Origin of the sequence: Roseivirga sp. E12, assembly GCF_017592825.1 — a bacterium.
GTDB lineage: Bacteria > Bacteroidota > Bacteroidia > Cytophagales > Cyclobacteriaceae > Roseivirga.
In genome coordinates, this window is sequence record NZ_JAGFMD010000004.1 from 180,298 (window position 1) to 204,742 (window position 24,445).

At 41.3% G+C, this 24,445-nt stretch carries 21 protein-coding genes and 1 pseudogene; 8 read left to right on the forward strand and 14 right to left on the reverse strand.

The features are described from left to right. Positions 1-39 precede the first annotated feature (39 nt). Both J4E76_RS11765 and J4E76_RS11770 read right to left on the reverse strand, forming a co-directional pair. Positions 40-333: a hypothetical protein gene (locus J4E76_RS11765; RefSeq protein ID WP_208504393.1), complete on the reverse strand. Its 294-nt coding sequence runs from the start codon at positions 331-333 to the stop codon at positions 40-42. Positions 334-823: 490 nt separating this feature from the next. Beyond that, positions 824-1,597 (reverse strand): bifunctional 2-polyprenyl-6-hydroxyphenol methylase/3-demethylubiquinol 3-O-methyltransferase UbiG, encoded by a 774-nt coding sequence (locus J4E76_RS11770; RefSeq protein ID WP_208504394.1) that lies wholly within the window; start codon positions 1,595-1,597, stop codon positions 824-826. A 148-nt stretch (positions 1,598-1,745) separates the two neighbouring features. Between J4E76_RS11770 and J4E76_RS11775 the strand changes: the two genes are divergently transcribed. Together J4E76_RS11775 and rlmB are read left to right on the forward strand one after the other, a co-directional pair. Further along, on the forward strand, positions 1,746-2,918 hold the full coding sequence (locus J4E76_RS11775) for a GWxTD domain-containing protein (protein ID WP_208504396.1): 1,173 nt from the start codon (positions 1,746-1,748) through the stop codon (positions 2,916-2,918). Then, positions 2,919-3,665, forward strand: coding sequence for a 23S rRNA (guanosine(2251)-2'-O)-methyltransferase RlmB (gene rlmB / locus J4E76_RS11780; RefSeq protein WP_208504398.1), 747 nt, complete (start codon positions 2,919-2,921; stop codon positions 3,663-3,665). On the opposite strand, the gene J4E76_RS11785 is transcribed toward rlmB, so the two are convergent. Further along, complete coding sequence (locus tag J4E76_RS11785; RefSeq protein ID WP_208504400.1) at positions 3,658-4,728, reverse strand: mannose-1-phosphate guanylyltransferase; 1,071 nt, start codon at positions 4,726-4,728, stop codon at positions 3,658-3,660. The two genes, rlmB and J4E76_RS11785, sit on opposite strands and share 8 nt — an antisense overlap. 1 nt (position 4,729) lies before the next feature. Beyond that, positions 4,730-5,698, reverse strand: a complete 969-nt coding sequence (locus tag J4E76_RS11790) for an SIS domain-containing protein (RefSeq protein ID WP_208504403.1) — start codon at positions 5,696-5,698, stop codon at positions 4,730-4,732. Between the two features lie 74 nt (positions 5,699-5,772). Between J4E76_RS11790 and recQ the strand changes: the two genes are divergently transcribed. From recQ to J4E76_RS11810, 4 genes are read left to right on the forward strand one after another with little or no spacing between them, the layout of a single operon-like run. Next, the gene (gene recQ / locus J4E76_RS11795) at positions 5,773-7,977 is read left to right on the forward strand and encodes a DNA helicase RecQ (RefSeq protein ID WP_208504405.1); all 2,205 of its coding nucleotides are present in this window, start codon (positions 5,773-5,775) and stop codon (positions 7,975-7,977) included. Between the two features lie 29 nt (positions 7,978-8,006). Then, the gene (gene purD, locus J4E76_RS11800) at positions 8,007-9,296 is read left to right on the forward strand and encodes a phosphoribosylamine--glycine ligase (RefSeq protein WP_208504407.1); all 1,290 of its coding nucleotides are present in this window, start codon (positions 8,007-8,009) and stop codon (positions 9,294-9,296) included. A gap of 35 nt (positions 9,297-9,331) precedes the next feature. Then, on the forward strand, positions 9,332-10,603 hold the full coding sequence (locus tag J4E76_RS11805) for a regulatory iron-sulfur-containing complex subunit RicT (protein ID WP_208504409.1): 1,272 nt from the start codon (positions 9,332-9,334) through the stop codon (positions 10,601-10,603). Further along, positions 10,596-11,069 carry a gliding motility lipoprotein GldH gene (locus tag J4E76_RS11810; RefSeq protein ID WP_208504412.1) on the forward strand — a complete coding sequence of 158 codons (474 nt, stop codon included), beginning with the start codon at positions 10,596-10,598 and terminating at the stop codon, positions 11,067-11,069. The genes J4E76_RS11805 and J4E76_RS11810 overlap by 8 nt, the downstream gene beginning before the upstream one ends. Here J4E76_RS11810 and J4E76_RS11815 read toward each other — a convergent pair. Beyond that, positions 11,060-15,067 (reverse strand): AAA domain-containing protein, encoded by a 4,008-nt coding sequence (locus J4E76_RS11815; protein WP_208504415.1) that lies wholly within the window; start codon positions 15,065-15,067, stop codon positions 11,060-11,062. The two genes, J4E76_RS11810 and J4E76_RS11815, sit on opposite strands and share 10 nt — an antisense overlap. A 99-nt stretch (positions 15,068-15,166) precedes the next feature. Then, positions 15,167-15,979, reverse strand: a complete 813-nt coding sequence (locus J4E76_RS11820) for an SDR family oxidoreductase (RefSeq protein WP_208504416.1) — start codon at positions 15,977-15,979, stop codon at positions 15,167-15,169. 97 nt (positions 15,980-16,076) lie between these two features. Here J4E76_RS11820 and thiL point away from each other — a divergent pair, with 97 nt between their 5' ends. Beyond that, positions 16,077-17,114, forward strand: a complete 1,038-nt coding sequence (gene thiL, locus J4E76_RS11825) for a thiamine-phosphate kinase (RefSeq protein WP_208504418.1) — start codon at positions 16,077-16,079, stop codon at positions 17,112-17,114. Here the strand turns inward: thiL and J4E76_RS11830 are convergent. Continuing rightward, positions 17,100-17,885, reverse strand: a complete 786-nt coding sequence (locus J4E76_RS11830) for a J domain-containing protein (protein ID WP_208504420.1) — start codon at positions 17,883-17,885, stop codon at positions 17,100-17,102. The genes thiL and J4E76_RS11830 overlap by 15 nt on opposite strands. Positions 17,886-17,928: 43 nt before the next feature. Between J4E76_RS11830 and J4E76_RS11835 the strand changes: the two genes are divergently transcribed. Continuing rightward, on the forward strand, positions 17,929-18,777 hold the full coding sequence (locus J4E76_RS11835; RefSeq protein WP_208504422.1) for an aminotransferase class IV: 849 nt from the start codon (positions 17,929-17,931) through the stop codon (positions 18,775-18,777). On the opposite strand, the gene J4E76_RS11840 is transcribed toward J4E76_RS11835, so the two are convergent. From J4E76_RS11840 to J4E76_RS11865, 7 genes and pseudogenes are all read right to left on the reverse strand, one after another. Next, entirely contained in the window at positions 18,774-19,067 is a 294-nt protein-coding gene (locus tag J4E76_RS11840) for a hypothetical protein (RefSeq protein ID WP_208504424.1), read from the reverse strand. The genes J4E76_RS11835 and J4E76_RS11840 overlap by 4 nt on opposite strands. 39 nt (positions 19,068-19,106) lie before the next feature. Then, positions 19,107-19,472, reverse strand: a complete 366-nt coding sequence (locus tag J4E76_RS11845; RefSeq protein ID WP_208504427.1) for a hypothetical protein — start codon at positions 19,470-19,472, stop codon at positions 19,107-19,109. 92 nt (positions 19,473-19,564) lie between these two features. After that, entirely contained in the window at positions 19,565-19,975 is a 411-nt protein-coding gene (locus J4E76_RS11850) for a DUF3052 domain-containing protein (protein WP_208504429.1), read from the reverse strand. Between the two features lie 108 nt (positions 19,976-20,083). Next, positions 20,084-22,441, reverse strand: a complete 2,358-nt coding sequence (locus J4E76_RS11855) for an ABC transporter permease (RefSeq protein WP_208504431.1) — start codon at positions 22,439-22,441, stop codon at positions 20,084-20,086. Positions 22,442-22,474: 33 nt separating this feature from the next. Next, a pseudogene (locus J4E76_RS21195) lies at positions 22,475-22,660 on the reverse strand (permease prefix domain 2-containing transporter); the annotation flags it as partial. After that, positions 22,647-22,982: a PadR family transcriptional regulator gene (locus J4E76_RS11860; RefSeq protein WP_208504433.1), complete on the reverse strand. Its 336-nt coding sequence runs from the start codon at positions 22,980-22,982 to the stop codon at positions 22,647-22,649. The gene J4E76_RS11860 and the pseudogene J4E76_RS21195, both read right to left, overlap by 14 nt. A gap of 101 nt (positions 22,983-23,083) precedes the next feature. Further along, the gene (locus J4E76_RS11865) at positions 23,084-24,346 is read right to left on the reverse strand and encodes a cystathionine gamma-synthase family protein (protein WP_208504435.1); all 1,263 of its coding nucleotides are present in this window, start codon (positions 24,344-24,346) and stop codon (positions 23,084-23,086) included. Positions 24,347-24,445: the final 99 nt, after the last annotated feature.

The following is a 24,445-nucleotide window of genomic DNA, read 5'->3' on the forward strand; positions in this document are numbered from 1 at the left end:
CACCTATAAATATGTACTATCATTTAAACCTTTATCACTTCAAGTTTTATGAATAGGAGGTAAGTTGGGCAAACCAATTTTAGGTATTGGAAAAATCGCCATCAGTGTCCTGAATTTACCACCGGATTGTGCACATTGATTTCCTGCATATATGGTACATTCCTCATACCAGTAGACCCTAATCATATCATCTTTGCCCAGTTCCCAACCTATGTAGACATGTTTCGCATATTTCCAACCCGCTTCTTTTGCCTGTAGATTGACATTTCGCCCAGAAGTTACACTTAGTCCAATGATGAATATGCATATAAAAAATAGATGTGTCTTGTTCATGTTGAAGGTGGTTTAGTTACGGTTACAATTTTGGAAAAATGCACCAAGGTAGACCTCTTGATTTTGATCCGGGCAGGGTACAAGAGTCGCCCTCTTGATTAGAACATTCAGTTACAAAGTACCAACAGAAGTTAAAGCCTTCTCTTTTAAAGTCTATGTAGCCTATAGAAGTATATCGCCACTCGCTCTGTTCAGCTCTAGTTCGGTGAGAGAATATTAAACCAAGAGTGATTACTAGTGTAGAAATAGCTAGGTATTTGATTACTTTATTCATAATTATGGTTAATAATGATTATTGAATATCATTATTATAATTATTAAATAAAAATAATGATATAAAAAATTATTATAAGTTCTTAATTATCATAACTGAATCAGTTAGGCAATGGAATGTACATGCCATTGGGAATCGGCACCTTACCTGCCTGTCGTAGCAGAGTAGAAGCGTACTTTACCAATCAGTAGAGGAAAATTTGGAGAGTTCTTGTTTCTACTTGCTCAGAATCAAGAAAAGATCGAGGGCCTCATCTCCATTGTCCATAAGAAGATAGTCCTCATGGCTGATTTCAGATACCAAGCCGGTATTGGCCGTGTTCAACTTATTCCTATTCATCCTGTTCAAAATGTCATAAGGAATTCTGAGAATTGGAGCGGGTAACCTGTATTGAAGGTTGAAGATATCAAATCTAGTGATTCGTTGAACAGATCGTTTATTCTCCTCATAATAGGCCATCACCTTGTCATTACCTCCTACACCTTTCATCTCCACGGTATCGAAATACTTGCTGGCTAGCTCAGTGAGTTCGGCTGCGGTGTACTCCCTTACATGCCATGGGTTTCTGCTAAGCGTTTTCTTAATATTTGGAGTGGTCAGTATGGCTTTGCCACCAGGTTTCAGGACACGAAAGATTTCGGCAAGAAAATCACCATCTGCTTTTACATGCTCTATGACTTGAAAACTCACAATAGTATCAAAACTGTTATCCGCAATGTCTTTGAATGGAGGGAAGACAGCTTGTCTGAAGTCAAGTTCAGGGTGCTTGCTTTTCAACGCATCAATGACTTCTTGAATTTTATCGAGAGCTACATAGCTATCAGACAATGGCGCTAAAAGGTCTACTCCTCTTCCCTCACCGCAACCAAGCTCTAGCAAATCCCCCTTTATATAGGGTTTGGCTAAATAATATGCTTTCAACAGACGTTGATGAATTGGATTATCCGAGGGGATACTGTCAGAAGCGATTTCAGTTGTATAGGTAGCCATCCTTAAATTTTGGCCAAAAATAAGCTATTTGCCTCAGAATCGATGAATTCAACTAAATTTGTTCTGCTCCAATCAAATTCTATCTACCTTTAGATCATAGTAAATTATGAAACGTCTCAGCTTAATATGTTTTCTTTTAACCCTGACTATGGGGTTAGTTGCGCAAAACAGAATGAGTTCTGCCGATATTAGTTATCTCTATAATCAAGAACATGAATTTCTGGTGCAACATAGGGTCGCATCTAATGATGATCAAGTAAAGGTTTATCTCAGGTTCATTTTGAACAGCGGCAATGTCAAAATTTCGGACTATCGGATCTCGTACGATATAAGGGCTAGCTACATTGATGAGAAAACAATTAATTCTTCTGTTGTTCTAGATACGACTAATGTCATAGATGTAGCTTTTAGGCAATACGTGTATAGTTTTGAAATTGATAAAGAGCCAAATGATAACCTTATCGTCATTGACTTTTACAATTCTGTTCGCGACAAGCACTTCAGCTTAGACATTCCCTTGAAAATAAAGGAATGGACTCCATCTCCTCATCTAATCTTTCAAGCGGGCAAAGAACTTCCTTATTTTGATAAATACATTAATAAGAACTTTCCAATTAGAATTGTGAACGTTTTTGACGGGTCAGACAGTTTTGAGATCAATGGTGTAAACAGCAATAAGCATGTTGCCATGCCACCATTTGATGATTCTGAGATGCAGGTTGCCTCAAATATTCCACTTGACACAGTTTATGGTGTTACTAATGGAGAGGAGTTTCGATTCTACAACAATGGCTTTCATGCGATTAGATCATCTAGTAATCCGGAGAAAGAATTAGGCATCATTGTGACTGATGAAGTACATCCCTATTTCGATGACTATAGAGATATGATTGATCCATTGATTTATGTTAGCACAAATGATGAGTTCAAAGGCATGCAAGCTGCAGAAGATAGCCGTGAGGCGTTTGAAGGGTTTGTGAGCAATACAATATCTTCCAATGAGCAGATAGGTAAAGATTTCATCAAGTATTATTATAGGCGAGTAAGGAAGTCCGCACGATTGTTCTCGGAGAATCAAGCGGGTTGGAAAACGGATAGAGGGATGATCTATCAAGTCTTTGGAAATCCTTCGCAAGTCTTTAGGAACGAAAGTACAGAGATGTGGACCTATCCTTCGAGTACAGGAGGTAGGTTGAAATACATTTTCGATATTGTGGTTGAGGATGGCATCAGCAAGTACAAATTGATCCGGGCAAACCGATACCGAGAGAACTGGATGCGTGCTGTCACACAATGGAGGTCCGGTAGAATAATTGAATAAATGCAATCAAACTCATCTTCAGACTTTATATATGGCACCCGTGCTATTATCGAAGCCATAGAATCAGGTAAGGAATTAGACAAACTGTTTGTCCAGAAGGATGTGAGGAACGAGTTGTCTTCAGAACTTCTCAAATTATGCAGAGATTTGTCTATTCCTGTACAGCGGGTGCCTATCGAAAAGCTCAATCGAATCACCAGGAAAAATCACCAAGGTGCTATCGCCTACTTGTCGGCCGTATCTTTCGCATCGTTAGATAATTTAATTTCTGAAGCATATAGCAAGGGAGAACCCCCATTTTTCATAATGCTTGATCGGGTAACTGACGTGAGGAACTTTGGTGCAATAGCCCGGACGGCAGAGTGCGCAGGTGTTCATGGATTGATTGTTCCAAGCCGAGGTACGGCTCAAATAGGATCTGATGCGATGAAGACCTCAGCAGGAGCATTGAATCATATGCCTGTATGTCGAGCGGAGAATTTAAAATTGACAATCAAGGACCTTCAAGAAAATGGTATTCAAGTAATTGCTTGTTCGGAAAAGGCAAATGAGACCATCTATGAAAAGGACTTTTCAGTTCCTGTGGTCATCCTTATGGGTTCGGAAGAAGACGGTATCTCTCCAGAATATCTGAAGTTATGTGATGGTCATGCAAAACTGCCTATCACGGGTAAAATTGAATCACTGAATGTTTCAGTGGCGACAGGTATTATAACATACGAGGTGATTAGGCAACGTTCTAAGTAAACTGTTCTCCCTTGCCCTTGGCATCATTCAGAAATTCGCGGAATTTCTTCTCAGCGTCTTTTTTGCAGATCAGGATTACATTATCCGATTTAGTGATTAAGTAACCATCTAGGTCTTGCGCTACGATCAGCGTGTCTTCAGGTCCTTTGACATAGCAATTCTTGGCATCGTATAAGAGAGCATTACCATCAACTACATTGTTGTTGGTGTCCTTTTCCTTGATCTCATGGAGGGAGTCCCAGCTCCCTAAATCCGACCAGTCAAATTTGCCTTTGACCATATATACATCGGAGGCTTTCTCCATAATGCCATAGTCAATCGAAACGCTTTTGCATTGCGCATAAGCCTCATCAATGAAGGATTGTTCTTCGTCAGTGTAATACTTATCCGCTCCTTCCTCAAAAATAACTGCCATGTCTTTTAAGTAGTCATGGAAGGCTTTGGTAATCGTATCTATTGACCATATGAAAATGCCTGCATTCCAGACAAAGTCACCGCTATCGACAAACTTTTTTGCTAGTTCCAATTCTGGCTTTTCGGTGAAGGTTTTTACCTTCTTGACTTTTTTTAGTGGGCTTGAGTGATACTGAATATAACCATAACCAGTCTCGGGTCTTGAAGGAACAATACCCAATGTGATCAGTTTTTCAGATCCTTTGGCTGACTTAACGGCTGTTTTTATATTTTCCTGAAAGACTTTCTCTTTGAAGACTACGTGATCAGAAGGTGCAACAATCATGACACCCTCTGGGTCTCGCTGCTTGATTTTAAAAGCTGGGTAGGCTACTGCTGCTGATGTATTTCTGCCGATAGGTTCAAGTAAAATCTGATCTTCACTTAGATCAGGCAACTGTTCTTTTACCAAATCTTTGTAACGCGAATTGGTTACTACGTAGATTTTATCGCTTGAAGCTATGCTTAAAAAGCGATCATAGGTCATTTGAATCAAAGACCTGCCAGTACCTAAAACATCCAGAAATTGCTTGGGTTTTTCAGCCCGGCTATAAGGCCAAAACCTACTGCCGATACCTCCGGCCATGATGACTACATAGTTATTTGCCATGCTAAATAATTCCTTCGTTGATTAAGTCACTGATGTGCAGGAAGCCCACCACTTTCTTGTTTTCGATAATGATTAATTGGTTGATGTCATGCTCGCGCATTTCATTTAAAGCCCTAATCGCATATTCTCCTTTTTCAATGGTCTTCGGATTTTTTGTCATCACCTGATCAATTCGCAAAGCCGAAAAGTTGTCATGTTTTTCCAGCATGCGTCTTAAATCACCATCGGTAAATATACCAACCAGTTCATCTTTCTCATTAACAACGGCTGCAGCGCCAAGACGTTTCTTTGAAATGGTCAAAATACTGTCTTTTACCAGGTCATCCTGATTGACGATGGGGAGCTCGTTTTTTGGGTAGATATCATCCACCTTTAAGTAAAGGCGCTTGCCTAATGCTCCTCCAGGGTGGAACTTGGCAAAGTCCTGAGCGGTAAATCCTCTCGCTTGGAGTAAGCTTACCGCTAAGGCATCTCCCATGGCCATGTGAACCGTGGTACTAGTGGTTGGAGCTAAGTTGTTGGGGTCAGCCTCTTCACTGACAATAGCTTTTAAAACATGATCCACATGCTTCGCGACAAAGCAGTCTTCGTTACTTACAAGCCCAATTGTCTTAGCGCCAGTTTGCTTCAAGAGCGGGATCAATAATTTGATTTCTTCTGTATTTCCGCTTTTGGAGATACAAAGAACAATGTCATCTGGTTGAATCATGCCCAAATCACCGTGAATAGCGTCTGCGGCATGCATGAATATCGATGGAGTACCTGTAGAGTTTAATGTCGCCACAATTTTGTTGGCAATAATGGCACTCTTACCTATGCCTGTTACAACCAAACGACCTTTCATTTGCAGAATTTCGAGTACAGTTCGCTCGAAATCATCATCAATGAACTTAACAATGTTCTGAATGGCCTCAGCCTCCTTGAGAAGCGTATCTTTGGCTATTGTTTGAATATTTTTCTGTAACTTCAATTCAGTCACTTTTTTAAAAGTCCGAGCAAAGATAAGCATTGGACTTGATCCCTTTTTAGGTTGGCAAGATTAATATGATAAGTGTAGAAGAAATCCGAGGAACTCTCAAGAAAGTCTTCGGTTACGACAAGTTCAGAGGAAACCAAGAAAAAATCATCCAGAACATACTAGAGCGTAAAAATACCTTTGTCATTATGCCGACAGGGGCTGGAAAGTCTATGTGCTATCAGATGCCTGCCATTATTCAAGAAGGTACAGCTATCGTTATTTCACCACTGATCGCCCTGATGAAAAATCAAGTAGATCAACTTAATGCATTTGGTATAAATGCGAGATTTTTAAATTCCACCCTTTCGAAGTCAGAGATAAACAGAATAAAGAAAGCAACTCTCGAAGGAGAAGTGAAGCTCCTTTATGTGGCACCGGAATCTTTGACCAAAGAAGAGAATGTGGAATTCTTGAAGCAGGCCAATATTTCTTTTGTGGCCATCGATGAGGCCCACTGTATTTCTGAGTGGGGTCATGACTTTAGGCCAGAGTACAGGAGAATTAAATCCATCATTGCTCAAATAGGCGATATACCAATCATCGCTTTGACCGCTACGGCTACACCAAAGGTACAACTCGATATTCAGCGTAACTTGAATATGGAAGATGCCGATCTTTTCAAATCATCCTTTAACCGAGAAAACCTTTATTACGAGGTTAGGCCAAAGAAGAATGTTAAAAAGCAACTTGTAAAATTCATTCGTGAGAATAGCGGAAAGTCAGGAATCATATACTGCTTAAGTAGAAAAAAAGTAGAAGAGATAGCGGGCTTCCTACAAGTCAACGGTATTAAGGCAGCTCCTTACCACGCAGGTTTTGAGCCTTCAGTTAGAATGAAGAATCAAGATGACTTCCTCAATGAGGAGGTTGATGTTATTGTAGCCACGATTGCCTTCGGTATGGGGATAGATAAGCCAGATGTGCGATTTGTAATTCACTATGATGTGCCGAAGTCGCTAGAGGGCTATTATCAAGAAACCGGTAGAGCGGGACGTGATGGATTGGAAGGACAATGCATTATGTTCTACAAGTATGAAGACATTCTGAAGCTTGAGAAATTCAACAAGGATAAGCCAGTTACGGAAAGAGAAAATGCCAAAGTCCTTCTCGATGAGATGTCGTCTTATTCAGAATCTGCTGTTTGCCGAAGAAAGCAACTCCTGCATTACTTTGGGGAAGAATATGACGATACCGCCTGCAGAGCATCAGGTTTATGTGATAACTGTCGCTACGAAAGGGAAAGCTTTGATGGAAAGGACGAAATAGTCACGGTTATCAAAACTGTAAAACAAACAGGACAAAGGTTCGGAACTACTCATTTGGTCAGTGTTATCAGAGGCTCTCAAAATCAATATGTGAAGAGTTATGGTCACGATCAATTGGATGTTTATGGAGCAGGTAAAGATCAAGACGAGCACTATTGGAAATCGCTAGTCCGACAGACCTTATTGAATGAATTTCTTCAAAAAGACATTGAGAATATTGGCGTATTGAAACTCACAAAAAGGGGAGAAGAGTTTATCAAAAATCCTTTCAGTGTTAATATTATAAAAGACCTTGACTTCAGTGATGTCGATAAGAAGGAAGATGAAAACAACGAATCTCAAGGTTCTTCACCTATTCATGTTGGGAATGCCTACGATAAAGTGCTCTTCGAATTATTGAAGACTGAAAGAAAGAGAATAGCAAGAGATAGAGATTTACCTCCCTACGTGATTGTTCAGGACCCTTCTTTGCAAGAAATGGCTACTACCTATCCGACAACGGCCGAAGCATTGGCCAATGTCAATGGTATAGGCATGGGTAAGGTGCAGAAGTTTGGCGAGAGTTTCCTTGAGCTCATTAAGCAATATGTGGAAGAGAATGACATAGGTATTGAAGATGTTGTTGTCATTAAAACCGCAGGCTCAAAATCAAAAAATAAGATTTATATCATCCAACAGATTGATCGTAAGATTGATTTAGAGGAGGTAGCCGAAGGTCAAAGCTGGTCTCTCAATGAGTTGATTGATGAGATGGAAATTATCTGTTTTGCAGGCACCAAATTAAACATCGACTACTATCTGGAACATATATTAGATGAGGACAGACAAGAGGATATAATGGACTATTTCCTCAACGCTGAATCAGACGATATAGATGAGGCCTTAGATGAATTTGAAGATGAAGACATTGCCGAAGAAGATATGAGATTGATGCGTATTAAATTCATTTCTGAATACGCAAATTAGTTACCTTTATCCCTTAAATTTTTGATTTCATGAACATCCTGATTTTAGGAAGTGGAGGAAGAGAGCATGCTTTCAGCTGGAAGATTGCCCAGAGTCCACAATGTGATAAATTATATATAGCGCCTGGAAATGCAGGTACTGCGGCCATTGGCGAAAACGTAAACATCGGTGTCAATGACTTCGATGCCATTGGCGACTTTGTTAAGAACAACCAAGTAGATCTTGTAATAGTCGGACCTGAAGATCCTTTGGTAAACGGGATTAGTGATTATTTCAATGCTGACCCGACTTTATCAAATATTGGATTGGTAGGGCCTTCGAAAGCCGGTGCGGAACTGGAAGGAAGTAAAGACTTCTCCAAGAAATTCATGGAGAGGCATAATGTTCCAACTGCTCGATCAATGACTTTTACCAGAGAGACGCTTGAGGAAGGCTTGAATTATGTGTCGAGCCATCCGACTCCAGTGGTTTTAAAGGCCGATGGTTTAGCAGCTGGAAAGGGTGTTATCATTGCCGAGACACATGAACATGCGCGCGAAACATTGAAAGAAATGTTGGTCGATGCGAAGTTCGGAGAAGCATCTAGCAGAGTAGTCATTGAGCAATTTTTGGAAGGCATCGAACTTTCTGTTTTCGTATTGACAGATGGTGAGAGTTATAAGATTCTTCCAGAGGCCAAGGACTATAAGCGTATTGGTGAGCAAGATAAAGGTCTTAACACAGGCGGAATGGGAGCCGTTTCTCCGGTAGTTTTTGCCAAAGGAGACTTTATGGAGAAGGTTGAGGAACGTGTTGTAAAACCGACTGTGGATGGATTGAAGAAAGACAACATTGATTACAAAGGATTTATCTTCATTGGCCTTATGAATGTAGGTGGAGATCCTTACGTGATCGAGTACAATGTACGTATGGGTGACCCCGAAACTCAAGTCGTCCTTCCTCGCATCAAATCTGATTTAGTTGATCTGTTAAAGGCAACTGCTGAAGGAAAGCTAAGCACAACAGATTTTGAAGTTGATGCTGAAGCAGCAACCACTGTTGTAATGGTGGCCGGTGGCTACCCTGAGGCGTATGAGAAAGGTCATCCGATTGAAGGGATAGACACGGTTTCTGGAGCTACAGTATTTCATGCAGGAACTAAGTTGTCAGAGAGTGGCGAGGTAGTGACTAATGGTGGGCGTGTACTTGCCATTACCGGTAGAGGTGTTTCGGTAGCAAAAGCCCTTGAAAATTCTTATAATGGCATAGCGAATATTTCCTGGCAAGACGTATATCACAGAAGAGATATCGGACAGGATATTTTGCAATTGATTGATTAATAGACTCAAAGCCCTAATGGGCATTATATATACCTATGAGCTGTAGCTGTGGCGTAAGTGCTGAAGGAAAAACAGCAGGTTGTAACAACAATGGTGGATGTTCCACGGGTGGTTGCAACAAACTCAACGTATTTGATTGGCTTTCGAATATGGACATCCCTGTCCAGGAGAAATTCGATATTGTTGAGGTACGGTTCAAAAATGGGCGTAAAGATTTCTATCGTAATATTTCCGATCTCGATTTAGTTACTGGTGAAGCGATTGTAGTTGATGTTCAAGGAGGACATCACATTGGCTATGTTTCCATGCAAGGAGAATTGGTACGCCTTCAAATGAAGAAGAAGAGCATTGCCAATAATGATGAGATTCGGAAAATTTACCGCAAGGCAACACTCAATGATCTAGAGAAATTTGAGGAGGTAAGAAAAAGGGAGAACCCAGCACTTTACCGAACCAGAAATATAATTCTAGAGCAGAAATTGGCTATGAAACTCACCGACATCGAGTTTCAAGCAGATAACACTAAAGCTACTTTTTATTACTCGGCAGAAGAACGTGTTGACTTCCGAGAACTGATCAAGGTCTTAGCGGGCGAGTTCCGAATTCGGGTCGAAATGAGACAAATTAGTCTTAGGCAAGAAGCAAGTCGTTTAGGAGGGATAGGATCATGTGGAAGAGAATTATGCTGTTCTACCTGGCTCACTGATTTCAAAAGCGTTTCCACTTCAGCTGCGCGTTACCAAAACCTTAGTCTTAATCCAAGCAAACTTTCTGGTCAATGCGGCCGATTGAAGTGTTGCTTAAATTATGAGTTGGAGACCTATATGGATGCCCTTCAGCATATTCCTGAGGTTAAATTCTTAAAGACTAAGAACGGAGAAGCTCGTCTTCAGAAAACCGACATTTTCAGAAGACTTATGTGGTTCAGTTTTGAAAAAGACAATAACTGGCATCCCATCTCTACCGACCGAGTAAAGGAAATCATCGAGATGAACAAAGCCGGTGAGTTTCCAGAGAGCTTGACATTAGATACCATTGAAGTCACCATTGCCGATAATAAGATCAACCGAGATCTTGAGCAGATGGATGAAAAGTTCAGGAAGAAAGATTCAGGATCTAAGAAGGGAAGGAATAACCGAAACCGTAATCGGAAGAAGAAATCTGGCAATCCTCAGGCGAAAAAGGCACAGCAGCCTCAGTCACAAGCTGGTAACCAGCAAAAGCCTCAAGAGGCAGGTGCCAACAAGGGTCAGAACAAGAGAAGAAAGAAAAGGCCGTTTAGAAATAAAAAGCCCAATAATGAATAGGTCTTCAGTTATTCTCATAGCATTGATGGTGCTCTTTGTTATCAGTTGTGATAGTGGAAGGGTATATGAGTCTGATTATGATTTTGAAGATCAGAGCTGGAATATGGATGTAATGCCAAGCTTTGAGTTTCAAGTTGACGAGATATCAAATAATGACCTGATCCTTAAGATTAGAAACAGTCTTGATTTTCCGTTTAGGAACTGTTACATGACTTACTATTTGGAAGACAGTATTGGCAATACATTGACTTCCGACTTGGTAAACTTCCAGTTATTTGATGAGACCACAGGCAAGCCGTTTGGTAAGGGTAACAGTGTCTTTCAGCACAGCGAAACGATTTTGTCTCAATACGATTTTCCAAGTCCCGGTATGTACAGACTTAAGGTTGCACAGTACATGAGGAAGACTGACCTAGAAGGTACTTACTCCGTTGGTTTACGCATTGAAAAGTCCGATCAGGATTGATCACTGACCTGCTCAATAAACCTGTTGAGCTTGTCTTTAGCCTTATCTTGTTGCATCCAGTATTCTCTTGATAATATCATGTCTGAAGGCCAGTTTTTCGATTTCAGATGAGCAGGTCTGTAAACAAACACTTCCTTTGAAGAAAGGCTTTCATAGAAGTAGTCGTCATCGGTAAATAGCAAGCCAAGGTATTTGCTTTTCGATTTAATAGTGAGGTCAGCAAAGACGTCTTCATATTCAAAATCAACAGGGAATTCATTTTCCCATCCTTGTAATTTCTTTTTTAAATACCAGTCTACCCCAAAGTCTGTCTTTGTAGGCAGATTAGGCTTGAAGTTGCCATTTGAGATATCAAAAGCGTATTGCAAATAGGACTTGAGTAGCTTAGGGCCATCATTTTTGACATGATCCACTTTCAGTTCTTCAGGTAGAATTGATGTTACCACAATCACCTTCTCTTTGGCCCTTGTGACGGCCACATTCAGTCTGTTTTCTCCACCAATTTGATTTAAGCTTCCAAATTGTGCTGATAGCTTGCCCGAGGCATTCGGTGCATACGCTGTTGAAAAGATGATAATGTCCCTTTCATCGCCTTGAACATTCTCAATATTCTTGACAAATAGATCATTGGTTTGACCTAGCCCAGCTTCTTCTAATAAGTCTAAAATCAGCGCTTGCTGTGGTGCGTTGAAGGTCACAATACCAATGGATTTCTGCTCATCTTCAGCAGTGAATCTCTTCACAAGCGCTACAATTCTATCAGCCTCAGCCTGGTTTTGTTGCTTTTCCCAGAGACCATCAACTTTGACGTACTCTATGGAGGCGTCTGTATTATTGACACCCTTAAAGTCTGGCAATACTTTCAGTTTGCCTTTGTAGAAGTGCTGATTCGAAAAGTCTATTAAGGAGAGTGAATGACTTCTATAGTGTCCTTCAAGGTGTACTTGCATCAAATGATTATTTGCGAGTTCCAAGAGAGAATCAACCTCTAAATCCATCTCTTCCTGCTCGTCTTCCCACCTTACTCGGTAGAGATCATTAGGTCTTAGTTGCTGACTATCACCAGCAATTACAACCTGCTTTCCTCTATAAATCGAGGGGACCCCTTTTTCAGTAAAACACTGACTCGCCTCATCAAAAATGACCAAGTCAAAGAATGATTCCATTGGGAAGATTGCGGAAACCGCCTCAGGCGAAGCCAACCAACAAGGCACTAGGTTAAAGAGCTCATGTTCGAAGTTTGAGATCAGTCTTCTAAGTGGCCAGACCTTTCTCTTTTTCGTCACTTGATGTTTTAAATCTCGATAGGTTACCTGATTATTCAGTCGGTTGAATTCAAGTCCCTCATAGGTCCGTTCTTTCGTTCTTTGCAGCAAAATTGAAGCGCTGGCCTCGGCTTTATCGAATACCGCTTGCTGGAGTTCGTCAATCATTGACTGAAACTTCAGGGTGGAGGCCTCAGCAAGGATGGGGTATTTGTTTTCGATATGGTTGATCCAGGCGAGCCTAACGCTATTGTCGAACAAGGCAATGGCTTCTTCCTTTTTGGCAACTCCAAAATCAATGATCTTATCGGTGGTAGCTGTTTGAGATTCATTGAAAGAAGCTCTGATCTTGTCCAGAACGATCAGTACGTCAAAGTCTTTTCTGACACTTTTTTTGAGTGCTGTAGCATAATTGGCATCCACCAGCATGGTGTCAATCTGCCGAGGAAGCACATACTTGTTCCAGTTGGCGCGCTTGTCAGGAAGTACCTGAAGAATCCGACCGATCGCCTTCAACTTGTTGCCGAATATCTTAGCCGATGAATTTTTTAGCGGAAAGAACTCCTTAAAATTTGCAAAGGAATCGAAGAGGACTTTTGCCTTGATGGCTTTCTCCATCCGGTCGAGCCAGGCATTGATGATGTCTTGATCGGGAGATTGAGGAACCTCATTAATCCAACCAACACCTCTCAGTTTGGTTAATTGATGCTGTAGGTTCAGTCGATTGTCGATGCGTGCCGTCAGTACTTTCAGCGCAGGCTTGTCATCCCTAAGGTTATTAGCTACCAGAATTCGAGCAAGCCGAAGTTTTTCTTTCGAAAACCTCCATTTTAATGATTTCCAAAAAGTATTCTTGGCATCACTTCGCTGCTTGAGTATGGTTTGAACCTCCCCGATTTCGGGAGCAGGAATACTCTTCTCTACACCATGATCGGCAAAACAAGTGTTGATGAGTTTACGTGTGTTCTGAAGCCATAAGAGTCCTGCATCTTCACTTCCAAAGACCACCATAGGGCGAAAAAGCTCAAAGGTGTCCTCTTCGTTAAGCAAGTCCTGAATTTCTCCTAAGCGATCTAGGTTTTCGCTGATGGTACGACAGTCGTCATAATCTACTTTTTCGCCAATAACCTCAGCAACCTCCTTCTTCAGGCGATTAGCTTCTTCGAGAATCTCATCAATGAAGCTGAGGATTAATTGAAGATCAGCGGGACCAAAGTCGGCAAAACTCACACGATCAGACCATGGGTGTTCGTCAACGTTTAAATCCTTGGCATAATCAAAGTAAAGGCATAGGTCTTTTTTGAAAGACTTCATTTCACCGAAATGAAAATCACTGTATTCCTGAACAAGGGAAACAGAAGGTTCATCTGGACTCGATGTGAGATAGAGCTCTTTGATCGAAAGCCCACATTCATTGGTATCGAACAGGGCTTTTTTATACTCGTCCAGTGCTTCGGTAATGTCTTCAATGCTTAGACTTGACTGCTTAAAGGCTCGATCGAGCTGTAATGCATCGAGACTCGTATTACTTCTTTTGTAGTCTTGAAGTTGCTCGATTTGATTTGCCAACTGATCGTAGATAGCCTTTCTATCGGCTTTAAAGTCGTGGACCAGTGTGGCAAAGTCTTCGGCCTTGATGGATTTTAATCGCTCATAGACCACATCTAAGGCAGCACGTTTCTGGCTAACGACTAAGACCTTCTTGCCTCTGGCAATAAAGTCCGAAATGAGGTTACAAATCAATTGTGATTTGCCCGTTCCTGGTGGGCCTTGAACCACAATAGAATTACCCTTCTTTACAGCATTCAATGCGTTTTCCTGATAAGCGTCAAGCGCAAAAGGAGTGTAGGTCTCATACTCATTGACATTGCTGAGAAAGTGTCTCGTAGGATCAAAGTCAGCCGAATGAATATCTGGTTGATTGAGGCTCTTGCTTTCGAAGAATTGCTCCAGACTTTCCGCTTTTTCCTGGTCAAGCATAAAATCATAGTCAGGAACGAGATAGGAATCTGCTTGCGGAAAAATACCAAGGACTGCCTGCATCTTGATGCTGACTTCTCCCTCTTCTAATCTCGATTCGAAACCCTCTTTGGTTTTTGCCCCAAATGATTCTAACTGACTTCCGTAAAACTCTCTACTAAACCGGAGGTCGATGGCACTTTCCCTCAGTTGCTCATAGAGCATGTTTTTAAATGCAGTGCTCTCCTTATCATAACTATCGAAAGTAAATTCTACCAGTTCATCAGCTAAGTCTATTTGATTGTAGTGGGCAAAAGCGAGTAAAAGACTTTTGTTGAAGCTGATGTTAACATCTTTTTTAGGACATAAAACCCAGTCTTTGCCAGTTTGATCTAGCGCTACCGGAAAGAAGCACAGAGGTGCCCGTAATGAGGTGCCATCATTGAATTTCCCCTCTACAAACGGCCAACCGACATAAAGATCTCGAGCACCACTTTCTTGAAAAATGAACTGCTCTCTGCGTTGAAGCTTCTTCAGTCTGGCCGAGAGCTTATTGGACTTCTCATCTCTGGCATCGGTGATGGGAATGAGTTTTACTTTCGACTTACGAGCGATGATTTGATCAATGAGGTTCCAAGAAGGTTCGCCATTCACATGGTCTAGATCGTGAAGGTCTAGGAACTGTTCAGCATTCAGCCGAAGAAGTAGCAGGGAACGGTTGTTGCCCGATAGGTTGGTCAACCGTCTTTGATACGTCTTCAGAATCTGCTGCATGTAGAAAAATAGTGATTAGTTATCAGTTAATGGTAAACAGTATTATGATTATTGGCTTTGCTGGTGATAATCTACTGTTTGCTAGTTTCCGATCACTGATTACTGCTTCTGAAAAGGAGAATCTGGTTCTTTGGCGAAGACGTTGAATACGATCTTATCCATTCTGCCAGGCATCCATTTATTTAAAAACACAGCCAGTTTGCCTTGGGTGGTGAAGACAATATCGCGCTTACGCTTTCGGATAGCTTTGATAATACCTTGCGCTACTTCTTCGGCTGTCATCATTTTGCCTTCATCGCGAGGAGACTCACCTTGTGAAGTACCATCGGCTGTTAAGGCTGCATTTCGAATGTTGGTGCCAGTAAAGCCCGGGCAAGCTACTAATACATGTACTCCGCGATGCATCACTTCTGTGCGAAGGGATTCAAAGAAGCCATTCATTGCATATTTTGATGCTGTGTAAGCTGTTCTGGCCGGTGTGCCACGATAGCCATTGATAGAAGAAATACCGACTATGCTTCCCTTGGTTTTCAGGATGTGAGGAAGACAACACTTTGTAGCATATAGTGTTCCGTTAAAATTGATTTCCATGACCTTTCGGAAGACATCCATCTCAATTTCTTCCAGTAATGCGCGCATTGAAATTCCCGCATTGTTGATCAGGATGTCGATTTTCCCAAAGGCTTCGAGGGTCTGGTTCACCAGACTTTCATTGTCACTTTCTTTTGCTACATCAAGCTTCAGGCAGAGATTAGGAGTATTTAGCGCATCCAGTGCCTTACTCACTTCTTTGAGTCTTTCCTCATTTCTGCCTGTGATAACCACCTTAGCACCCAGCTTACCGAACTCCAAAGCAAGGGCTTTGCCTATACCGGAAGAAGCTCCGGTGATGATGACGACTTTATCCTTCATTGGAACAAATTAAGTGAGAATTTTATTGACTACCACATGTAGGAAGCCCAACTCAGAACTATCCATTATCTTTGCCATCCAAAATCAGGAATAGGGCATGTCCGAAAAAAGAACAGAGTTATCAGAGTTAGGAGAATTTGGTCTGATTGATAGGTTGACAGAAAGTTTCTCGCCTAAGCAGGCCAGCACGGTCTTGGGCGTTGGAGATGATGCAGCTGTAATCGATCAAGGTGATGAGTACGGCTTAATTTCTACCGATATGTTAGTGGAAGGCGTTCACTTTGATCTGTCCTATGTTCCGCTTCAGCATCTAGGCTATAAGTCCATTGCTGTCAATGTATCTGACATTGCAGCGATGAATGGCATTCCACAACAAGTAGTGGTTTCTCTGGCGATGAGTAATCGTTTTTCTGTAGAAGCCATCGAGGCAATTTACTCTGGTATAAAGGCCGCGGCAGAAGATTTTAATATTGATTTAGTAGGTGGTGATACCACGGCTTCTCAAAGCGGACTCGTTATTTCTGTCTCTATTTTTGGAAAGACCTCTAAAGAATTAGTGACCTATAGAAAAGGCGCTGGTAATAGTGATATTTTATGTGCTACCGGGGACTTAGGTGGAGCATTTATTGGCTTGCAGGTGCTAGAGAGGGAAAAACAGACTTTTCTAGCCAATCCTAACATGCAACCACAGCTAGATAAATATCAGTATGTGGTGCAACGTCAGCTCAAACCTAGGGCCAGAATGGATGCTATCCATGAACTCAGAGAGATCGGTGTGGTGCCAACATCTATGATTGATATTTCTGACGGTCTGGCTTCTGAAACTTTACACCTCTCTAAGCATTCAGGTGTGGGGTTCACACTTTATGAAGACCAACTACCGATCGATAATCAGACTTTTGAAACAGCAGTGGAATTCAATCTTGATCCAATGACTTCTGCGCTAAATGGGGGTGAAGATTACGAATTGCTTTTCACCATAAAGCAAGAGGATCACGCCAAGTTGGAAAAGCATGCCGACATTCATTTTATAGGACATGCGCAAGATTTGTCCAAAGGGAATTTCATTACGACCAAGAAGGGTAACCAAGTAGCGCTTTCTGCGCAAGGCTGGAATCATCTAAGCGAAAAATAGACTCAAGATCAGTATGACGCACAGAAAGCCTGAAATGATGGCAGCGTTAAACTGACGCTCTGCAGTCAGCAACTTAGAAAGCCCGAGTATAGCTGCGACTATTGCCAAAATACTGATGAGCGTTACATAAGATCGATCGCTGAAATAAAGAAAATCAGTTTTTTGGCCGCCCTTAAAACCCCTCATCTTAGCAAATAGAAGACTTCTTTTATATTCGATGATATCACCAGCTTCTAGGTCATAATTGCCATCAGGACTTTTGAAGGTGATTCCTTCTGAACTAACATAGTTGAGTTCAGTGATGTACTCCCCATTGTGGAATGACCTTGTGCGATTCACCCTAACAATCTCTGTTTTCATGACAGGTTTGTAGAATGTCATGTCTGCTAAGAAAAGTAATGCTACCACCAGAAATACCAGATTGAATGTTTTTGAGTGCTTTGCGTTCGCCTCATAGTCTGTGGGTGGATAGATATTCCTTGACTCAAATCGAAAGAAAGAATCGAACTCTTTACCCATGCTGCTAGAATTCATTGATTCAGCCGTCATACGCTGATGGAATGCAAGTAGGGCTAGATCATATTCTTTTCTAGACGCATTGTTAGAAAGAACGCCATAGGCCTCATTGATTTCTTGAATAGAAACCAGTGATTCATTGTCTCCATTAACATCGGGATGGGCGCTTTTAGCTTTTTCACGATATGCCTGTTTGATTTGCTTGGTGCTTGCAGTTTTTTTGACTCCCAGGATATGGTAATAATCTTTAGGCATATCTTTAGCAAGGTAATAAGAGCATGGGCAAACCAATACTAGGATGAAAGAAACGGTTCACTACTTTAACGGCAACTTTGTGCCAAAGCGTCTAATTAATCTGTCAATTGATGACGTGGGCATTTTAAGAGGTTATGCCGTCTTTGATTTTTTTAAGGCTGTTGGTAAGGTTCCACTCTTTCTCGAAGACCACCTAGATAGGCTTGAAAATTCAGCGGCAAAACTAAATTTGACATTGCCTATTTCTAGAGGGGAGTTAGCGTCAACGATTAAAGAACTCATTGCTCGAAATCAATTTGAGTATAGCAGCTTTAAGATTATTGTAACTGGAGGTGAGTCGACTGATGGCTTCAGTCCTGGTAAATCGCAAATCATTATTTTGAATAATCCATTTGCAGACCCAGCGCCAAAGCTCTATGAGGATGGCATAAGCCTGATGCTTCACAAATACCATAGAGATTTCCCAGAGGTGAAGTCTACTTATTATGCCCAAGCGCTTTCATTGCAGAAACAATGGTTGACTGATGGTCATACGGATGTACTCTACCATGATGGCGCGCTTGTCTCAGAAGTGTCTAGAAGTAATGTCTTCTTTTTTGATGGTGATTTGCTGAGGACAAACCAAGTAGGTGTTTTAAGTGGCGTTACACGAAAAAATGTACTCAAATGCGCTAAGTCTCTTTTCAAGATCAAGATTGCACCGATTGGTTTGGAAGAGTTGTTGGGAGCCGAAGAAGTCTTTATCACCAGCAGTACCAAGAAGATTATGCCAGTGGTTAAGCTTGACGATCGGCATATAGGAAATGGACTAGTAGGGGAAAGAACTAAAGGCTTGATGAAATCCTTTGAAGACTACATTGATCAATACGTGTCTGAAAGGACTGGGGCTTAGGCGTGGTCTAACTCGTATCCAATTACATCCAAAAGCATATCCATGATCTGAATTGGAATTCGTTTTTCAAGATCTTTGTACCGATAGTTGATGACATGACCATCTTCCAATTGGAAGGCGATGCGTCCGGTTTGTATTTTATTCTCAAAGATTTGAATCTCGAGCACGGTGTTATCTATACCATTGCTGTAGGTGTTATTAATTCTCCAGGTAATATTTTTACCTACTTCTTCGAGCTTGCCCAGCAAGCTGCGCACCAATGTTTCGTTTTCTTGAGTTACCGCCTCCATATTGACTTTTATATGACAACGATTGGTAAACCGATTAGGTTATTCGTCTTCTGGGAATGGTACGAATAAAAAGTTTGTAAAGGTCTGGTCGACTACAAAGAGACAGCAGAATTCGTCCGGATTTTTATATGCTTGCTTAAAAGCATCTTCATCTTCAACCAATTTACGCTGCACAAATTCATCTAAATAGGTGATGTGGTAGTTCCACTCAGTACTAAGCTCGTTGCGACCGATCAATAATTGTCCAATGGGAATATCGGTTTGAGAAATAGGGAATATTGGAAAATCAGAGAAGCCTCTTTTTCTGACTTGATAAGATGCCTCTTTCAAGGTATCGGCCACTACCACAAAATCCTTTGTGATGGAGCCGAGGTATTTGCCATTTAATTCCGGATCGTTTTGCATAGCGCAAAATTAGCATAGAATGATTTTCGGGTACTAATAAATCGGTTTGTTTTTTTGTCTCCTGCTGGGGGCTTGTATCTCACAGCTAGAAGCTACCTATCCTTCACTCGATACATAAACTTTAAACCCGACCAGATATCATCAACGGCAGCCACTTTCACATCGACTAGTCCGATGCCCAGTCCAAAACTTCTAATCACATTGCCGTCCAGATCGGTCTTTAGTTTGGAAGCCTTTTTAGGCCAAGAAAGCCATAGCGTCCCATCCTTTTTTAAATAGTCTTTGACAGGGGGAATAAGCGACTTCATATCATCTTGCGACATCAAGAATACATGGGCAAAGTCAATACTCTCGGGTTCAGGGGCCTCGATCGCTTCAATGTCTGGCATCGCCTCAAATAGATTGAAGTAATACTCCGGGACTTGTAAAAAGTGGCAGGCATAGTTGTCCTTTATACCTAGTTTTTTAGCTAAAGGAGTGCCTGAATAGCCGGCAGTTGTCATGGAATGAGTTTAAAAAGTGATCATATAATATAATTACTTTTTAAGGCAGTAAAAAGGCCTCAAGCTGCTGAACTGCACATTGAGGCCTTTTTTCTGATAAGTGGTTTTTTATTCCTCTTTCAGGTAAGTGATTGGGTTAGCCTTAAGTGCTCTGTATAATTGGGAAAATACCGTTAAGACGGCCACACTCAATACGGCTATAACGGCTGTGGCACCTATGGTCCAGCCAAAGTCAATTTTGTAGGTATAATTGTTGAGCCAATCGGTCATCACGCTGATGGCAATGGCCAAACCTACCACAGTGCCAATGAGCAACAGCCAGATATACTTACTTAGGTAGAGGCCGAAAATTTGTTTACCACTGGCACCTACAACTTTTCTGACGCTTACATCCTTCATCTGTTGACGAATTTGATTGCCCACGAATCCCATTAAACCCAAGCATGAAAGGAAGATTGCTGCTGCTGAACCTACTTGTGCTATTTTTCTGATACTCGCCTCTAATGCATATCTATTGGCAATATCATCTTCCACAAACCTATAGCTGAAAGGATAGGGAGAAAAATATCGGTCATGAATCGCTTCAATTTCTGCTATCTTATCTTGATTGACGCCAGAAAACTTGATGTAAGTGTTGTAGGTTAACAGACGATCGCCCATCCACATCACCAAAGGGTCCACACCTGAGCGTAAAGACTCAAAATTGAAGTTTTTAACAACACCAACAATAGTTGGTTTTTGGAACTCGCCATAGTTAAAGTATATCTGCTTGCCTATGGGGTTTTCTAGCTTTGTCTTCTCTATAAATGCTTCGTTCACTATAACTGCACCAGTAATATCAGTCGATATTTCCTTGTCGAAGCTTCTACCCGCCACTAGTTCGATGCCCATGGTTTTAATATAGTCAGGATCTATTCTGGCATGACGGACATCAACTCTTACATCATTCTGATCTTTATAGTTAGTGCCATTAAAGCCAGACGCGATGGTCACGTCTTCAACCCCTGAAATGGCTAATAAGTCATTTTTGAAGCTCTCTTTAGTTTGTGTATCCGTGATGGGTCTGAATACACGAACCACTTTTTCTCCCGAATAACCCAAGTCGTGATTTAGCAAGAAACTCAACTGACCATTCATAGTGAGCATACCCGCTATTAGGAAGGCAGAGATAGCAAACTGAAGTGTGATCAGTCCCTTCGCTAGATAGTTTCTACCACCTAGTTTGGATTTGCCCTTCAAACCATTAATGGTTTTGTAACGAGAGAGTAATAGCGCTGGATAGATACCCGAGAGCAGCGTAACAACCACAAGGATAAGTAAGCCACCAAAGAGCACCTCGCTATTAAAGATGATATCCAGAGTATAGGTCTTGTCAGCATATTCGGCAAAGCCAGGCAACATAAGTGCCATGAAAATGATGGACAGTACAAAAGCAAGGAAGGCAGAGATAAATGCCTCAGCCACAAATTGTTTGAATACTGAGGTCTTTTCAGCTCCAAAAACCTTTCGAAGCGCGACTTCTTTCAATCGAATAATATAGTTACCCACTGCAAAATTTGCATAGTTAACACAGGCGATCAGCAGGCAGAATATGCCTATGATAGTCACAATGGTAATCAGTTGATTGTCACCTCTGGCGGCTATACCGTTCCCAGTGCCGAACTCAGGGTTCAGGTGCATGTCGGTCAGTGGTTGAAGGCCTAAACGAACCTCAACTTCTTCCAATTCTGGATCTTCTGGAAAGACGTCATTCATCTTTTGTTCAACCACTTCAGCACTTGAATTTGGGTCGATTTGAAAGAAGGAATTCATGTTAATGTCGAACCAGACTTTTGTTCTCCGCTCGTTTTCAGAGGCCCAACTAGAAAAAGGAAAGATGATCTGTGGCCTGACAGAGGTATTCAGTGGAAAATCCTTGTAGATGCCGACTACTTTTAAAGTCTGATCTTCTTCTCCTGACGAGATGGTAATTTCTTGCTGACCACTAGCTTTTTCTATACCAAGGCGATCTGCAGTAGTTTCTGAAACAACTATTGAGAGTGGATCAATAAAATCTCCGGGGTTGCCTATGATAAAGTCAACAGAGAACATTTCGAAGAAGTCGCGATCGGCATAATGGAAAGACTCTTGTTGGAAGGCATCTTTAACTTTCACCAAGGTGGATGCATTTTTGAACCGACTACTTTTGATGATCTCAGGAATCTGGCTGGGAAATTCTTCTCCCATGATATAGGAAGAACCGGCAAAACGATCTGTACGATCTCCGCTGGACATGGTAGCCGTGGGTCTGTAAATGTGATCTCCATTGGCATAGAAGCCATCGAATGAATTCTCATCTGAAACGAATATGTAGGCTAGCCAACAGATGGCGATCCCTAAGGCAAGGCCTAGTATATTGAGACTTGAGTAACCTCTGGTTTTCCAAAGGAATCGCATCCCTATCTTGAAATAATTTTTGATTAACATGACACTATTATTTTGAGTCTGAACTTTGATTCTAAAATATCTGAGGCACCTGAATACCTCGAAAATGTACTTTCTTCGGGCGTATGAGATGCCTTTTTCTGTAGTACGCCACTGAAAAGCTTCATACAAGTCCCCTTCCACTTCTTCGACCAGATCAGTGGGGCAGACATATTGTAAGAGGCGTAAGGCCCAATGTGGTGGGCTCTTAAATGAGGCCATATTGTAAAGATGTTTTTGGTACCAGTGACCACATTTCTGACCTGCGTTCTTGGAGGGCGCGCGCTATGCGATAACCTGCAGGGGTTCCCTGATAATATTTTTTTCGCTTACCACCGCGTTCTGGAGTCGGTTCACCAAAGGCTGATTTGACTAGCCCTTTTTTCTCCAACCTTTTCAATACAATATGGATGGCGGGAATTGAAATGGTCTGTTCGTGATGTGCTTCATAGACCTTGGCGATCTCAACACCATAACTTTCTTCTTTCATCAGTACAATCACTAAAATGGTCTCTTCTAATGATCCAAGGGAATACTCACTCATATAATTAACAATTGTTTATAATATGATGACGAATATAATTAACATTTGTTAATAAAATAAATTCAAAACTTAATCAGATTGATTGGATTGACATAAAAAGGCTATTCTGTAGAGACAGAAACTTGATCAAGTGCCTGTTTTATGTCCCAGATCAAGTCTTCATAGTTTTCTACACCGATGGAAAGACGTACCAATTGCTCACTAATACCATATTTAACCCTTTCTTCTAATGGGACACCAGCATGCGTCATGGAGGCAGGGTGTTCTGCCAGAGATTCCGTGCTACCTAGAGACACGGCTAGCTTGATCAGTTTGAGGCTATTGAGAAATTTGAAGGCCTCGGATTCTTGACCTTTGATTTCGAATGAAACCATGGCTCCTGTACCTTCACATTGTCTTTTGAAGATTTCTTTCTGACGAGGATTTTCTATATTTCCGAGGTAAAATACTTTGTCAACCGATGGGTGATCCTCTAGAAATTCGGCCACTCTCTTAGCGTTGAATTCTTGAATATTCATTCTTGCTTTGAGCGTTTCTAAGCTCCTCATTAACAACCAGCCTGTCCATGGACCGGCCATATTTCCAAGAAAAGTTCTCATTCCTTTGACCTGTTGTATGAGACTTTTAGACCCTAGGCATGCACCTGCAATGACATCGCTATGGCCACCAATGTATTTTGTGGCAGAATAAAGTACCAAATCCGCACCATGGGCTAATGGATGTTGCCAGATAGGGCCCATATATGTGTTGTCTACAGCAAAGAGTACTTCTTTATTTGGGGTACTAAATTGTGTTGCTATTTGTTTACACATTAAAAGATCGATCAAGGCATTGGTCGGGTTGGCAGGTGTTTCCGCATAGATCATTGCTAACTTAGCACTGAGACCACTCCGTTCTACCTTTTCAATAATATCTTCTTTGCTCATAGCCGCATCGAAAGGAATTATGTGAATACCAAAACGCGTTAGAATTTCTTCAATAAAGTGGCTTGTTCCGCCATATACTGGCTGGCTGAATAACAGTAAATCGCCAGGATTTAAAAATTGTAGAAATACTGTTGTGATAGCAGACATACCACTTTCAAACACCGCGCAGTCTTCAGCTTTATCCCATAGCGTTAGTCTGTTCTCGAGAATTTCTAAATCTGGATTGTTCAGTCGGCTGTAAATGAGGCCTAATTCTTCACTTTCTTCTTTTTCTCTTAAACCATAAGCTACTTCGAAAAATGCTTTTCCTTCTTCCGCAGTTTTGAAAACAAACGTGGAGGTTTGAAAGATTGGACATTTAATAGCCCCTTCTGAGAGTTCAGGTTTGTAGCCGTATGACATCATAAGGCTTTCTGGTTTTAACATTTTCAAATCCATGGCTTAAAATTTCGATAAAGTTACAATGGATAGAAATAAGTTCTTTTGAAGTATTAAAAAGAAGAAAATATATCTAAATTATGTCGATAGGTAGAATGA